The sequence below is a fragment of the Streptomyces sp. NPDC048182 genome (assembly GCF_043202555.1).
In the GTDB taxonomy this organism is placed as follows: Bacteria; Actinomycetota; Actinomycetes; order Streptomycetales; family Streptomycetaceae; genus Streptomyces.
This window is the reverse complement of the sequence record NZ_JBIDAQ010000017.1, coordinates 168,372-183,218: the sequence shown is the minus strand read 5'-3', so window position 1 is coordinate 183,218 and position 14,847 is coordinate 168,372. Positions and strand designations below refer to the sequence as shown.

At 71.2% G+C, this 14,847-nt stretch carries 6 protein-coding genes, 1 tRNA gene and 1 rRNA gene; 7 read left to right on the top strand and 1 reads right to left on the bottom strand.

Annotated features, from left to right (window positions below):
* From rrf to ACGFZL_RS28155, 3 genes are all read left to right on the top strand, one after another.
* Positions 1 to 88, top strand: a 5S ribosomal RNA gene (rrf, locus tag ACGFZL_RS28165); the annotation flags it as partial.
* Between the two features lie 100 nt (positions 89 to 188).
* A complete protein-coding gene (locus tag ACGFZL_RS28160) occupies positions 189 to 884 on the top strand; it encodes a DegT/DnrJ/EryC1/StrS family aminotransferase (RefSeq protein WP_393695856.1) in 696 nt (231 codons plus the stop codon).
* 42 nt (positions 885 to 926) lie between these two features.
* Positions 927 to 999, top strand: a tRNA-Thr gene (locus ACGFZL_RS28155).
* Between the two features lie 56 nt (positions 1,000 to 1,055).
* Here ACGFZL_RS28155 and ACGFZL_RS28150 read toward each other — a convergent pair.
* Positions 1,056 to 3,824 carry a SpoIIE family protein phosphatase gene (locus tag ACGFZL_RS28150; protein WP_393695854.1) on the bottom strand — a complete coding sequence of 923 codons (2,769 nt, stop codon included), beginning with the start codon at positions 3,822 to 3,824 and terminating at the stop codon, positions 1,056 to 1,058.
* Between the two features lie 349 nt (positions 3,825 to 4,173).
* On the opposite strand from ACGFZL_RS28150, the gene ACGFZL_RS28145 reads away from it, so the two are divergent.
* The 4 genes from ACGFZL_RS28145 to ACGFZL_RS28130 all read left to right on the top strand — a co-directional run bounded on the left by ACGFZL_RS28145 (position 4,174) and on the right by ACGFZL_RS28130 (position 14,787).
* Positions 4,174 to 9,720: a HAMP domain-containing protein gene (locus ACGFZL_RS28145; RefSeq protein WP_393695852.1), complete on the top strand. Its 5,547-nt coding sequence runs from the start codon at positions 4,174 to 4,176 to the stop codon at positions 9,718 to 9,720.
* A 375-nt stretch (positions 9,721 to 10,095) separates the two neighbouring features.
* The gene (locus ACGFZL_RS28140; protein WP_393695850.1) at positions 10,096 to 10,770 is read left to right on the top strand and encodes a two-component system response regulator; all 675 of its coding nucleotides are present in this window, start codon (positions 10,096 to 10,098) and stop codon (positions 10,768 to 10,770) included.
* Positions 10,771 to 10,914: 144 nt separating this feature from the next.
* On the top strand, positions 10,915 to 13,671 hold the full coding sequence (locus tag ACGFZL_RS28135; RefSeq protein ID WP_393695848.1) for a DNA translocase FtsK: 2,757 nt from the start codon (positions 10,915 to 10,917) through the stop codon (positions 13,669 to 13,671).
* Between the two features lie 273 nt (positions 13,672 to 13,944).
* Complete coding sequence (locus ACGFZL_RS28130; RefSeq protein WP_355171566.1) at positions 13,945 to 14,787, top strand: helix-turn-helix domain-containing protein; 843 nt, start codon at positions 13,945 to 13,947, stop codon at positions 14,785 to 14,787.
* Positions 14,788 to 14,847 lie beyond the last annotated feature (60 nt).

Sequence of the window (14,847 nt, the reverse complement as noted above, 5' to 3'; positions counted from 1 at the left end):
CGGTTACATTCCGAACCCGGAAGCTAAGCCTTACAGCGCCGATGGTACTGCAGGGGGGACCCTGTGGGAGAGTAGGACGCCGCCGAACAATCATTCAAAGGGCTGGGCCCGGAACTTTAAGTTCCGGGCCCAGCCTTTTTATTGTTTCTGTCACTTGACGTTCACTTTGCGCTCCGACCATCGACCGTATGGGTACTGCTGCCATGCTCAGGGCCGCCGGCGTCGGGATCGGTGACGAGGTCGTCGTGCCGTCCTTCGGAGATGTCCGGGTCGCCGAAGCCGTGGCCCAGGTCGGGGCGATACCGGTGTTCGCCGACATAGATCCGGGTTCCTACTGCCTCGACGCCGCCTTGGTGGAGGCGGCGTCGACCTCGCGAACCGCGGCCGTTGTCGCCGTACACCGCTTCGGGCGGCCGGCCGACATGGCCGGCCTCGGGCTGGTGGGACGGCGGCGCGGGCTGCTCGTACTGGAGACCGGGGAGCCCGACGAGCCGCCGTACGAGGAGACGGCGCGGCGTCGGGAGCGTGCGGCCTACCTCGATGGCAGGCTGCGCGGGGTGCGGATCCCGGAGCAGGGGGACGGGCACACCTACCAGCAGTACGTCGTGCGGGTGCCCGGTAACGGGCGGCCCGACCGGGACGCCTTCGCCCGGGCCCTGCGGGGCAGGGGAGTTGAGTGTTGGGTGCCTGTGAAGACGCCGGTGCATAGGATGCCGGGGTTCCGGAGCTGCGTGTCGCTGCCGGTGACCGAGCGCGCCGCGGACGAGACGCTGGCGCTGCCCGTCGACGCGTCGTTGACGAAGCGGGATCTTCAGCGGGTCGTCTCCGCGTGCAATGCGCTGGGTGGGCTGCTGGTTGGGAGCACACGTTCGCTCGGGGTATGATCTATTCCGTTGCCGCGAGGGAAAACCTCGAAATGGCGACCGGCCCCTATAGCTCAGTCGGTAGAGCGTCTCCATGGTAAGGAGAAGGTCAACGGTTCGATTCCGTTTGGGGGCTCTGGAAGAAAGAACGAAAGGCCCCGCCCACTGGGCGGGGCCTTTCGCGTGTCCGCGTCAGTCCGTGTGCGGCTCCGGGACCCGCATCGCCAGGATGGCCATGTCGTCGGACGGGGCGTCCGACGCGAAGCGCTCGACAGCGCGCATGATGCGGGCCGCCACCGCGCCCGCCGTGAGGCCGGTGCAGGTGGTGAGGACTTCGGCCAGGCCGTCGTCGCCGAGCATGCGGGTGCCCTCGCGGCGTTCGGTGACGCCGTCCGTGACGCAGAGCAGGACGTCGCCCGGGTCGAGGGTGACCGTCTGCTCGTACAGCTCCAGGTCCTCGATCACGCCGAGCAGCGGCTGGGGCTCGGCGGCCGGTTCCACCGTGCCGTCCTGGCGGAGGCGCAGGGGGAGGGGGTGGCCGGCGCAGACGACCTTCAGCTCGGCGCTGCCGTCGCTCTGCGGGCGCATCTCGCCGTAGAGGAGGGTCAGGAAGCGGCTGCGGGCTCCCTCGTCGAGGATGGCGGAGTTGAGGCGCTCCAGGACGGCCGGGCCGCTCAGCCCCTCGCGGGCCAGCAGGCGCAGGGCGTGCCGGGCGAGGCCGGTGACGGCCGCCGCGTTCGGGCCCGTACCGCAGACGTCGCCGATGGCGAACCCGTAGGCGTCGTCGGTGATGGGGAACAGGTCGTAGAAGTCGCCGCCGACCTCGTTGCCCTCGCCGGCCGCGCGGTAGATGACGTCGACCTCGACGCCGTCGATCTGCGGCAGGCCCGGGGGCAGCAGGCTGCGCTGGAGGGACTGGCTGATGGCGGTGCGTTCGGAGTAGAGGCGGGCGTTGTCCAGGGCGAGGGCGGCGCGGCGGGAGAGGTCCTCGGCGAGTTCGAGGATCTCCTGGCGGAAGTGGTCGTCGGTGGGCTTGCCGAGGGTGAGCATGCCGATGACCCGGTTGCGGGCGACCAGCGGGAGCACCACCGTCTCGCCGCCGACCGCGGCGGCCGTGGCCAGGGTCGGGCCGATGCCGGAGCCGACCTGGTGGGTGGGGACGCCGCTGAGGCCGAGGCTGCGCATGGAGCTGCGCAGTGCCGCCTGGTGGGCGGTCTCGGCGGGCGCCGACCAGACGCGGGCGCCGGGGGTGGGTACCGGGTCGGGTGGGTCGATCTTGGAGAGGAGGGACTTGATGCCGTCGATGAGTTCCTCGTCCTCGTGCAGGACGTAGGAGAGGTAAGGGTCGGAGGACTGGTCGGCGATGGTGTAGACGGCGCACCAGGTGGCCAGGGTGGGGACCGTCATCTGGGCCATGAGGGCCAGGGTCTGGTCGCGGTCCAGGGTGCCGGCGAGCAGGTCGGACGCCTCGACGAGGAAGCTGAGGGAGCCGCGGCGCAGCCGCTCCAGCTCGCCCAGGCGGGCCGACTCGACGGCCAGGGCGATGCGGTCGGCGGCGAACTGCAGGCGCAGCGCCTCCTCGTTGGAGTACCGGGTGGGCGATTCGGCGGCGACGCCGAGGGAGCCGGTGAGCCGGCCTTCAACCTTGAGGGGGACGGTGACGACGGAGCGCATGCCGGTGCCGTTGAGCAGCGGGACGGCGCCGGGCACGGCCTCCAGGTCGTCGTGGACGGCGGGCATGCGGGCGGAGCCGTAGCGGCCGGGTCCTGCCTCGACGGGGACGCGGGCGAAGCGCTGGCGGGCTGAGGGCAGCCCGGTGGAGGCGCGTACCTCCAGTTCGGTCTCGTCGTCGGTGGCCAGGAGTAGGAAGGCGGCGTCGGCGTCGAGCATGTCGCGGGCCCGCTCGACCGTGCGCTGGAGGAGGCCGTCCAGGTCGTCCGGGGCGGGGGAGCCGATGAAGACCTCGAAGGGGTCGAGGCTCTTGCCCTCCCCGGAGGCGGCGGAGTCGGAGGCCGGCATCCGCGCGGGCGTCTGGAGCACGGCGCGCTCGTGGTCGCGCACCAGGAGGCAGACGGTGGAGGGCTCGCCGTCGGCGTCGCGGACGCGCAGGTGGGAGGCGTAGACGGGGGTGACCCGGCCGCCCGCGCTCCTTATGCCGTAGCTGCCCTCCCAGCGGGACAGGCGCAGTGCCTCGGCGATGCCGGTGCTGGTGCCCGGCGTGTGCGGCCAGGCGGCGAGGTCGGTGAGCGGCTTGCCGGTGACCTCCTCGGCGGAGTGGCCGAACAGTTCCTCGGCGTCCTCGTTCCAGGACGTGACGGCGCCGGTGCGGTCGATCTGGATCACGGCGACGCGGACCCGGCCGTCGGCGACCGGCAGCAGGTCGGCGGGCAGGACCGGGCCGGCGCTGCGGGTGCCGACGGGGCGTTCGGGCAGGTCGAGGTGGAACCAGACCGTCTTGGTCGTGGGCGTGTACTCGACGCCCCAGCGGCCGGCCAGTGCCGCGCAGAGCTGGAGGCCGCGCCCGCCCTCCCGCTCGGGGCCGCTCATGGCGATCGCGGCGTCCTGGAGGGGGACCTCGCGCTCGGGGTAGTGGTCGGAGACCTCGACGCGGACGCCCGCCTCGCCGCGCAGGCAGACGACGTCGGCGACGGTGCCGGCGTGGACGACGGCGTTGGTGACCAGTTCGCTGGTGAGGACCACGGCGTCGTCGACGATGTCGGCGTGGCCCCAGCCCTGGAGGGTGTCGCGCACGAAGGACCGGGCGCTCGCCACCGAGCGTCCGACGGGCTCGAAGCTGGCGGCCGCGCGCGCGGTGATCACAGAATCCCTCGACCCTCTCTCCACGTGCTCCGCCTGCCCGGCGTCCGCCGCACGGCCGGCCGGGTCGTGCCGCTGCTGCGGCAGGCCGCCCGTCGGCCCGGGATCCGGGGGCTGTTCCCCCGGGATCAGTCCGGTGGTCATGTACGGCCGCCCCTCCGATGCCCGCTCGTTCCCTGCCACCGCCCAGGCCGGACGGACCGGCGTGGCTGGACAGCCGCAAGCAAGGTTACTTACCTTCACCGCCCGAGCGGATGCCGGTCCGCAAGTGTTGTCGTAACCGGGTGGTACCCGGGGGTGTGCGGACCGTGTGCGAAGCTGCCGAACTGTTATGGCCTGGTTCGGCCGGGGTGAAACACTGGGAGGGCTCGATGCGGTGTCCGGGCCGGCCGAATGACCGGCGAGCCCGGCGGGCAGCAGCCTCGGGAGCCGGTCCGCCGTGCGGTGGCGGCCGGGCACAGCGGTACAGGTCGACCCCTGCGGGAGGGACACAGTGGAGTCTGGCGCAGCGACGCGGGGCACTCAGGCGCGCGCGAAGGGCGGACAGTCCCCCGGCGGCGGCGAGGACGGGGCCCGGGCCTCGGGCGGTGGTCGGGGCGGGACCCGGAGCGGGACCACTTCGGTGGACACCGCCGCCCTGAACCGGCTGCTCGCGGCCCTGGTGGCCATGCGGCAGGGCAACTTCCGCAAGCGGCTCACGGTGTCCGGGGACGGCGTGATGGCGGAGATCGCGGCGGTCTTCAACGAGGTGGCCGACCGCAATCTGCACCTCACCGGCGAGCTGGCGCGGGTGCGGCGCATGGTCGGCCGGGAGGGCAAGCTCACCGAGCGTCTCGAGACGGGGGCCTGCGAGGGCTCCTGGGCGGCGGCGGTCGACAACTCGAACGCGCTGGTGGACGACCTGGTGCGGCCGGTGTCCGAGGTCGGCCGGGTGCTGTCGGCGGTGGCCGACGGCGACCTCTCGCCCCGCATGGAGCTGCGCACACAGACCGCCGAGGGCACCGGGCACCCGCTGCGCGGGGAGTTCCTGAAGGTCGGGCGGACCGTCAACAACCTGGTCGACCAGCTGTCCACCTTCACCGACGAGGTCACGCGGGTGGCCAGCGAGGTGGGCACCGAGGGCAAACTGGGCGGGCAGGCCCAGGTGCGGGGGATGTCGGGTTCGTGGAAGGGCCTGACGGACTCCGTCAACACCATGGCGTACCGGCTGACGGCGCAGGTGCGGGACATCGCGCTGGTGACGACGGCGGTCGCCAAGGGCGACCTCTCGCGCAAGGTCACGGTGGACGTGGCCGGCGAGATGCTGGAGCTGAAGAACACCGTCAACACGATGGTGGACCAGCTCTCCGCGTTCTCCTCCGAGGTGACCCGGGTGGCCCGTGAGGTGGGCACCGAGGGCGCGCTGGGCGGGCAGGCGCAGGTGTCCGGGGTGGCCGGGGTGTGGAAGGAGCTGACCGACTCCGTCAACACCATGGCCGGCAACCTGACGGCCCAGGTGCGCGGGATCTCCGAGGTGACGACGGCGGTCGCCAACGGTGACCTGTCGCGGAAGGTGACCGTGCCGGCCCGGGGCGAGGTCGCGCAGCTCGCCGAGACGGTCAACCAGATGACGGAGACGCTGCGGATCTTCGCGGACGAGGTCACGCGGGTGGCCAACGAGGTCGGCGGCGAGGGGCAGCTCGGCGGGCAGGCGAACGTGCCGGGCGCGGCCGGCATCTGGAAGGACCTGACGGACTCGGTCAACACCGTCTTCCGGAACCTGACCACGCAGGTGCGGGACATCGCCGCGGTGACCACGGCGGTGGCCAACGGCGACCTGTCGCAGAAGGTCACGGTGGACGTGGCCGGGGAGATGCTGGAGCTGAAGAACACCGTCAACACGATGGTGGACCAGCTGTCCAGCTTCGGCGCCGAGGTGACGCGGGTGGCCCGCGAGATCGGCGTCGAGGGCGAGCTGGGCGGGCAGGCGCAGGTGCCGGGGGCGGCGGGGACGTGGAAGGACCTGACCGACTCCGTCAACACGGCGTTCCGCAACCTCACCGGGCAGGTGCGCAACATCGCCCAGGTGACGACGGCGGTGGCCAACGGCGACCTGTCGCAGAAGGTCACCGTGGACGTCTCCGGCGAGATGCTCCAGCTGAAGAACACCGTCAACACGATGGTCGACCAGCTGTCCAGCTTCGCCGACCAGGTGACGCGGATGGCGCGGGACGTGGGCACCGAGGGGCGGCTCGGCGGGCAGGCGCGGGTGGACGGGGTGTCCGGCACCTGGAAGGAGCTGACGGACTCCGTCAACTTCATGGCCGGCAACCTGACGTCCCAGGTGCGGCAGATCGCGCAGGTGACGACGGCGGTGGCGCGGGGTGACCTGTCGCAGAAGATCGATGTGGACGCGCGCGGGGAGATCCTGGAGCTGAAGTCCACCATCAACACGATGGTCGACCAGCTGTCCGCCTTCGCCGAGCAGGTCACCCGGGTCGCCCGCGAGGTGGGCACGGAGGGGCGGCTCGGCGGGCAGGCGCAGGTGCCCGGGGTCGCCGGCGTGTGGCGGGACCTGACCGACTCGGTGAACGGGATGGCGTCCAACCTCACCGGCCAGGTGCGCAACATCGCGCAGGTCGCCACGGCGGTGGCGCGCGGTGACCTCTCCCAGAAGATCACCGTGGACGCGCGCGGGGAGATCCTGGAGCTGAAGAACACCCTCAACACGATGGTTGATCAACTGTCGTCGTTCGCCGAGGAGGTCACCCGGGTGGCCCGCGAGGTGGGCACGGAGGGCATCCTGGGCGGCCAGGCGGAGGTGCAGGGCGTCTCCGGCACCTGGAAGGACCTCACCCAGTCGGTGAACGGCATGGCCAACAACCTGACCATGCAGGTGCGCAACATCGCCGAGGTCACCACCGCGGTGGCCAAGGGCGACCTGTCCAAGAAGATCACTGTTGACGCCAAGGGCGAGATCCTCGAGCTGGTCACCACCGTCAACACGATGGTTGATCAACTGTCGTCGTTCGCCGAGCAGGTCACGCGGGTGGCCCGCGAGGTGGGCACCGAGGGCATCCTGGGCGGTCAGGCGCACGTGCCGGGCGTGGTCGGCATCTGGAAGGACCTCAGCGACAACGTCAACCTGATGGCGAAGAACCTCACCGTGCAGGTGCGGAACATCTCCCAGGTCGCCGCCGCCGTCGCCAACGGCGACCTCACGCGCACGGTGACGATCGAGGCGCGCGGCGAGGTGGCGCAGCTCGCCGACACCTTCAACACCATGGTCAAGACGCTCAGTTCGTTCGCGGACCAGGTCACCAAGGTGGCCCGCGAGGTGGGCACCGACGGGATCCTGGGCGGTCAGGCGCACGTGCCGGGCGTGGCGGGCACCTGGAAGGACCTCACCGAGTCGGTGAACCAGATGGCGTCCAACCTGACCGGTCAGGTGCGCAACATCGCCATGGTGACGACCGCGATCGCCAAGGGCGACTTGACCAAGAAGATCGACATTGACGCTCGCGGCGAGATCCTCGAACTCAAGACGACGATCAACACAATGGTTGATCAGCTGTCCAGCTTCGCCGAGGAGGTCACCCGGGTGGCCCGCGAGGTGGGCACCGAGGGGGCGCTCGGCGGCCAGGCCCGGGTGCGGGACGTCGACGGCACCTGGCGGGACCTGACCGAGTCGGTGAACGAGATGGCCGGGAACCTGACCCGGCAGGTGCGCGCCATCGCGCGCGTGGCCACCGCGGTGACCCGCGGCGACCTGAACCTGAAGATCGACGTGGACGCGTCCGGGGAGATCCAGGAACTCCAGGACTACATCAACAAGATGATCGCCAACCTGCGCGACACCACCATCGCCAACAAGGAGCAGGACTGGCTCAAGGGCAACCTGGCCCGCATCTCCGCGCTCATGCAGGGCCGCCGCGACCTCCAGGACGTCGCCTCGCTGATCATGAGCGAGCTGACCCCGGTGGTCTCCGCCCAGCACGGCGCGTTCTTCCTCGCCATGCCCCTGGTGGACGGCCAGGAACTCGCCGCCGACCACGACGACCAGTACGAGCTGCGCATGCTCGGCTCGTACGGCTACTCCATGGGGTCCATGCCGACCGCCTTCCGGCCGGGGGAGGCGCTGGTGGGCACCGCCGCGCAGGAGAAGCGCACGATCCTGGTGGAGAACGCCCCGACCGGCTACCTGAAGATCTCCTCCGGGCTCGGCGAGGCCCCGCCCGCGCAGGTGATCGTGTTGCCGGTGCTCTTCGAGGGCAAGGTGCTCGGCGTGATCGAGCTGGCGTCCTTCGCGGCCTTCACACAGATCCAGAAGGACTTCCTGAACCAGATCGCCGAGATGATCGCGACCAGCGTCAACACCATCTCCGTCAACACCAAGACGGAGGTGCTGCTGCGCCAGTCGCAGGAGCTGACCGAGCAGCTGCGCGACCGGTCGGAGGAGTTGGAGCAGCGGCAGAAGGCGTTGCAGGTGTCCAACGCCGAGCTGGAGGAGAAGGCCGAGCTGCTGGCCCAGCAGAACCGCGACATCGAGGTGAAGAACACCGAGATCGAGGAGGCCCGGCAGGTCCTGGAGGAGCGCGCCGAGCAGCTCGCCGTCTCCATGCGCTACAAGAGCGAGTTCCTCGCCAACATGTCGCACGAGCTGCGCACACCGCTGAACTCGCTGCTCATCCTGGCCAAGCTGCTCGCCGACAACGCGGACGCCAACCTGTCCCCGAAGCAGGTGGAGTTCGCCGAGACCATCCACGGGGCGGGCTCCGACCTGCTCCAGCTCATCAACGACATCCTCGACCTGTCCAAGGTCGAGGCGGGCAAGATGGACGTCTCCCCGACGCGCATCGCGCTGGTCCAGCTCGTCGACTACGTGGAGGCCACCTTCCGGCCGCTGACCGCGGAGAAGGGCCTGGACCTGTCGGTGCGGGTCTCGCCCGAGCTGCCCGCCACGCTGCACACCGACGAGCAGCGGCTGCTCCAGGTGCTGCGCAACCTGCTGTCCAACGCGGTGAAGTTCACCGACTCGGGGGCGGTGGAGCTGGTGATCCGCCCGGCCCGGGACGATGTGCCGCAGGCCATCCGGGAGCAGCTCCTGGAGGCCGGTTCGATGACCAACCCGGACGCGGAGCTGATCGCGTTCTCCGTCAGCGACACCGGCATCGGCATCGCGGCCAGCAAGATGCGGGTGATCTTCGAGGCGTTCAAGCAGGCCGACGGCACCACCAGCCGCAAGTACGGCGGCACCGGCCTCGGCCTCTCCATCTCGCGGGAGATCGCGCAGCTCCTCGGCGGCGAGATCCAGGCGCAGAGCGAACCGGGGCGCGGCTCCACGTTCACGCTGTACCTGCCGCTGCATCCCAGCGAGCTGCCCCCCAACGGCTTCCAGCCCGCCGTGCCGCCCCAGGAGCCGGGCGTGCGGGCCAACGCGCGGACCGGTGCGGGCGAGTCGGGAGAGGGGGCCGAGGCGGCCGAGGCGCCGGAGGCGCGCATCGAGACGCCGGACGAGGTCAGGTCGTACCAGGACTCGCAGAACGGCGCGGCGGCGCTGTTCCGGCGACGCCGCAGGTCGGCCGTGGAGAACGGGGAGCGGTCGGCCCCGGCGGCCGACGGGCGGGCCGAGACCGAGCCGGAGGAGGTGGCGGGGGCGGAGTACACCGTGTCCGGCATCCGCTTCGACGGACAGAAGGTGCTGATCGTCGACGACGACATCCGCAACGTCTTCGCGCTGACCAGCGTCCTGGAGCAGCACGGCCTGTCGGTGCTGTACGCGGAGAACGGGCGCGAGGGCATCGAGGTCCTGGAGCAGCACGAGGACGCCGCCGTCGTGCTGATGGACATCATGATGCCGGAGATGGACGGGTACGCGACGACCACGGCGATCCGGCGGATGCCCCAGTTCGCCGGGCTGCCGATCATCGCGCTGACCGCCAAGGCGATGAAGGGCGACCGGGAGAAGGCGATCGAGTCGGGCGCCTCGGACTACGTCACCAAGCCCGTCGATCCCGATCAACTGTTGACCGTGATGCGGCAGTGGATGCGCCAGGACTGACACCGGGGCGGTCGCGGCCGGTAATGAGAGGGCGCCTTCCGCCCCTGGGGTGCACGCGGGAGCGCGGCGATGTGCGAACGTGGTGGGGTACGAGCGTGCCGGTACGCGCCGGCGCCCGTGCCGGGTCCCTGACTCAGGGTGTCCGAAGCGGGTAGCGGAACGGGATACGGGGAACCTTCTGGTCCTCCACCGCGTTCCTGCTACGTGCACAGTGACATCACGGTGACTGGGTGTGGCGACGGGTGGGGTGCGGCTACGATGACCGGCACAAGGACGGGCGGCGCAAGGGAGTCGTCCCCCGGGACGGCACCGGCTGGTGCTGCCCCGAGTCCTGCGGACAGGGGAGGCCCCACGCCGGGGCGAGGAGGGCGGGCCATGGTGCAGAAGGCCAAGATCCTCCTGGTCGATGACCGGCCGGAGAATCTGCTGGCGCTGGAGGCGATCCTCTCGGCGCTCGATCAGACGCTGGTGCGGGCATCGTCCGGGGAGGAAGCACTCAAGGCGCTGCTGACGGACGACTTCGCGGTGATCCTGCTGGACGTCCAGATGCCGGGCATGGACGGTTTCGAGACCGCGGCGCACATCAAGCGGCGGGAGCGGACCCGGGACATCCCGATCATCTTCCTGACCGCGATCAACCACGGCCCGCACCACACCTTCCGCGGGTACGCGGCCGGTGCGGTGGACTACATCTCCAAGCCGTTCGACCCATGGGTGCTGCGCGCGAAGGTCTCGGTCTTCGTCGAGCTGTACATGAAGAACTGCCAGCTGCGCGAGCAGGCCGCCCTGCTCAGGCTCCAGTTGGAGGGCGACGGCCGCGCCCCGGGCGCCGAGGCGAAGGAGCCGGCGGGCCTGCTCGCCGAGCTGTCGGCGCGCCTCGCCGCCGTCGAGGAGCAGGCCGAGGCGCTCTCCAAGCAGCTGGGCGACGAGTCGACGGACGCGGCGGCGGTGGCGACCGCGGCCCATCTGGAGCGCAAGCTCACGGGGTTGCGCCGGGCGCTCGACGCGCTGGAGCCGGGCACGACCGGGGGCCAGGCCGCGATCAGCTGAGGCCGCCCGCGTACCGCCGGTGGTGAGCCCCCGTCAGGAGCACTGACGGGGGGCGTCAGTTTGGCGCCTCCCCAGGGGCGACACGAACGGGTGAAGCGGTGGGCACACGTGTCGAGTGCCGCCTCCCCCGGTAATCTCCCACCTATGGCCTCACGTCCCTCCGCAGCCAAGAAGCCCGTGAAGAAGGCGGCAGCCCCCGCGAAGGCTCCGGTGCGGAAGGCCGCAGCGAAGAAGGTGCCCGCCAAGAAGGCGCCCGCCCGCAAGGTCGTCGCGAGGAAGGCCCCGCCCCCGCCCCCGCCGAGCGCCACCAACGGCGTCTACCGGCTGGTGCGGGCCCTCTGGCTGGGCCTCGCGCACGCCGTCGGCGCCGTCTTCCGCGGCATAGGGGCGGGCGCCAAGAACCTCGACCCGGCCCACCGCAAGGACGGCGTCGCCCTGCTGCTGCTCGGCCTCGCCCTCATCGTCGCCGCCGGCACCTGGGCCGACCTCAAGGGCCCGGTCGGCGACCTCGTCGAGATCCTGGTGACCGGCGCCTTCGGCCGCCTCGACCTGCTCGTGCCGATCCTGCTCGGTGCCGTCGCCGTCCGCCTCATCCGGCACCCGGAGCAGCCCGAGGCCAACGGGCGGATCGTGATCGGGCTGTCCGCGCTCGTCATCGGCGTGCTCGGCCAGGTCCACATCGCCTGCGGCTCACCGGCCCGCAGCGCGGGCATGCAGGCCATAAGGGACGCCGGCGGCCTCATCGGCTGGGGCGCCGCCACCCCCCTGTCGTTCACGGTGACCGACATGCTGGCCGTGCCGCTCCTGGTGCTGCTCACCGTCTTCGGCCTCCTCGTCGTCACGGCCACCCCGGTCAACGCCGTACCCCAGCGGCTGCGGCTGCTCGGGGTGCGGCTCGGCCTGATCAGCGACCCGGTCGCGGAGGCCGAGCTGTACGCCGAGGACGACGAGCGCTACGACGAGCAGTGGCGCGAGGCGCTCCCCGCCCGCCCCCGGGGACGGACCGCCGCCGTTGACCCGTACGACCCCGACGCCGCCGAGCAGGAGGCGCTCACCCGCCGCCGGGGCCGCCCGCGCCGCTCCGCCGTGCCGCAGCCCGACGGCAGCCGCCCGATGGACGCCGTGGACGTCGCCGCCGCGGCCGCCGCCGCGCTCGACGGCGCCGTACTGCACGGGATGCCGCCCTCCCCGGTGGTCGCCGACCTCACCCAGGGCGTGAGCACCGCCGACCGGGAGACGCCGACGCCCACCCCCACGCCGGTGCCGGCGGCGCGCCCGCAGCCGGGCAAGCTGAAGAAGGACCCGCGGCCCGAGGAGTCCCGCAGCGCGTCGGGCCGGGTCGAGGTCCCCGACCTCACCAAGACCCCGGCGCCCCCGCAGGAGCGGGACCTGCCGCCGCGCGCCGAGCAGCTCCAGCTCTCCGGCGACATCACCTACTCGCTGCCCTCCCTCGACCTGCTCACCCGCGGCGGCCCCGGCAAGGCCCGCAGCGCCGCAAACGACGCGATCGTCGACTCCCTCACCACCGTCTTCACCGAGTTCAAGGTCGACGCCCGGGTCACCGGCTTCACCCGCGGGCCCACGGTCACCCGCTACGAGGTCGAACTGGGCCCCGCCGTCAAGGTGGAGCGGATCACCGCGCTGACCAAGAACATCGCCTACGCGGTCGCCAGCCCGGACGTACGGATCATCAGCCCCATCCCCGGCAAGTCCGCCGTCGGCATCGAGATCCCCAACACCGACCGGGAGATGGTCAACCTCGGCGACGTGCTGCGGCTCGCGGAGTCCGCCGAGGACGACGACCCGATGCTGGTCGCCTTCGGCAAGGACGTCGAGGGCGGTTACGTCATGCACTCGCTGGCGAAGATGCCGCACATGCTGGTCGCCGGCGCCACCGGATCCGGCAAGTCGTCCTGCATCAACTGCCTGATCACCTCGGTCATGATGCGGGCGACCCCGGAGGACGTCCGGATGATCCTGGTCGACCCCAAGCGCGTCGAGCTGACCGCCTACGAGGGCATCCCGCACCTGATCACGCCGATCATCACCAACCCCAAGCGGGCCGCCGAGGCCCTCCAGTGGGTGGTGCGCGAGATGGACCTGCGCTACGACGACCTCGCCGCCTACGGCTACCGGCACATCGACGACTTCAACCGCGCCGTGCGCGAGGGCAAGGTGACGCCGCCCGAGGGCAGCGAGCGCGAGCTGCAGCCGTACCCGTACCTGCTGGTGATCGTGGACGAGCTGGCCGACCTGATGATGGTGGCGCCCCGGGACGTCGAGGACGCCATCGTGCGCATCACGCAGCTCGCCCGCGCGGCCGGCATCCACCTGGTGCTCGCCACCCAGCGGCCGTCCGTGGACGTGGTCACCGGCCTGATCAAGGCGAACGTGCCCTCCCGCCTCGCCTTCGCGACCTCCTCGCTGGCCGACTCGCGGGTCATCCTGGACCAGCCGGGCGCCGAGAAGCTGATCGGCAAGGGCGACGGCCTCTTCCTGCCGATGGGCGCGAACAAGCCGACCCGTATGCAGGGCGCCTTCGTGACCGAGGAGGAGGTCGCGGCGGTCGTCCGGCACACCAAGGACCAGATGACGCCGGTCTTCCGGGACGACGTGGTGGTCGGCACCAAGCAGAAGAAGGAGATCGACGAGGACATCGGCGACGACCTCGACCTGCTGTGCCAGGCGGCCGAACTCGTCGTCTCCACGCAGTTCGGCTCGACCTCCATGCTCCAGCGCAAGCTGCGCGTCGGCTTCGCCAAGGCGGGGCGGCTGATGGACCTCATGGAGTCGCGCAGCATCGTCGGTCCGAGCGAGGGTTCGAAAGCCCGTGACGTTCTTGTGAAGCCTGATGAGCTGGACGGCGTGCTCGCCGTGATCCGGGGGGAGTCTGAGGGGTAGGGAACAGTACGCGCGGAGCTTCCGGGACGGAGGGCCGCGGCGGCCGGACGGCCGCCGTGACCCACCCGTTAGGGATCACCGGGCAACCGTTTTCCCCAGGCACACGTCAAGTTGAGCAAAGCGACGCACAGGTACTCCACCATCGGGACGACGGGCCGTTCCGAAGGCGTTCGAATGGCGTACAGAGTCCGACCGCCCGGTTGCCCCACCCTTTTGCACCACCCCTAAACTGAACTCCCAGCGCAGGCGGCCACACGCTCGAAAGGCGCTCCCGTGTCCAACGGCAACCACCCCGAGAACGAGCGTCCGTCCGAAGACGTCTCCGAGGAAGCCACCCCCTCCGTCGGCCGCGCCCTCCAGCAGGCCCGGACGGCCGCCGGGCTGACCGTCGACGACATCAGCACCGCCACCCGGGTGCGGATCGCCATCGTGCACGCCATCGAGGCGGACGACTTCACCCCCTGCGGCGGCGACGTCTACGCGCGCGGGCACATCCGCACCCTCGCCAAGGCCGTCGACCTCGACCCCGCGCCGCTGCTCGCCCGCTTCGACCACGACCACGGCGGCCGGCCCGCGCCGACCCCGGCGGCACCGCTGTTCGAGGCCGAGCGGATCCGCCCCGAGCGCCGCGGGCCCAACTGGACGGCGGCGATGGTCGCCGCCATCGTCGCCGTGGTCGGCTTCGTCGGCTTCACCTTCGTCAAGGGCGGCGACGACGACGGCGGCTCCAAGGCGAGTGTCGCCGAGGGCGCCGAGGCATCCGAAGGCGCCTCCGCCTCGCCGTCCGCCAAGCCGAAGAAGCCCGCAGAGCCCAAGCCCGAGCCGACCGACGGCGCCATCGCCGCGGCCCCCCAGGACAAGGTCACCGTCCAGGTCAGCGCCACCGAGGGCCGCAGCTGGATCTCCGCCAAGGACCACAACGGGCGCCAGCTCTTCGACGGGACGCTCAAGGAGGGCGAGTCCAAGACCTTCCAGGACGACGAGAAGGTCGACCTGGTGCTCGGCGACGCCGGCGCGATCCAGCTCTACGTCAACGGCAAGAAGATCGAGGACGACTTCCGGCCGGGCGCCGTCGAGCGGCTGTCGTACACCAAGGGCGACCCGCAGGTGGGCTGACCGCCCTCCTACGCCCTCCTGCCGGCCGCCGCCGGACCGGTCAACCCCGTCGACATGGGC

What these genes read in the sequence shown, in the direction of transcription:
- ACGFZL_RS28160 (WP_393695856.1), top strand. Translation starts at nt 189, where the DNA reads ATGGGTACTGCTGCCATGCTCAGGGCCGCCGGCGTCGGGATCGGTGAC.
- ACGFZL_RS28150 (WP_393695854.1), bottom strand. Translation starts at nt 3,824, where the DNA reads ATGACCACCGGACTGATCCCGGGGGAACAGCCCCCGGATCCCGGGCCG.
- ACGFZL_RS28140 (WP_393695850.1), top strand. Translation starts at nt 10,096, where the DNA reads ATGGTGCAGAAGGCCAAGATCCTCCTGGTCGATGACCGGCCGGAGAAT.
- ACGFZL_RS28135 (WP_393695848.1), top strand. Translation starts at nt 10,915, where the DNA reads ATGGCCTCACGTCCCTCCGCAGCCAAGAAGCCCGTGAAGAAGGCGGCA.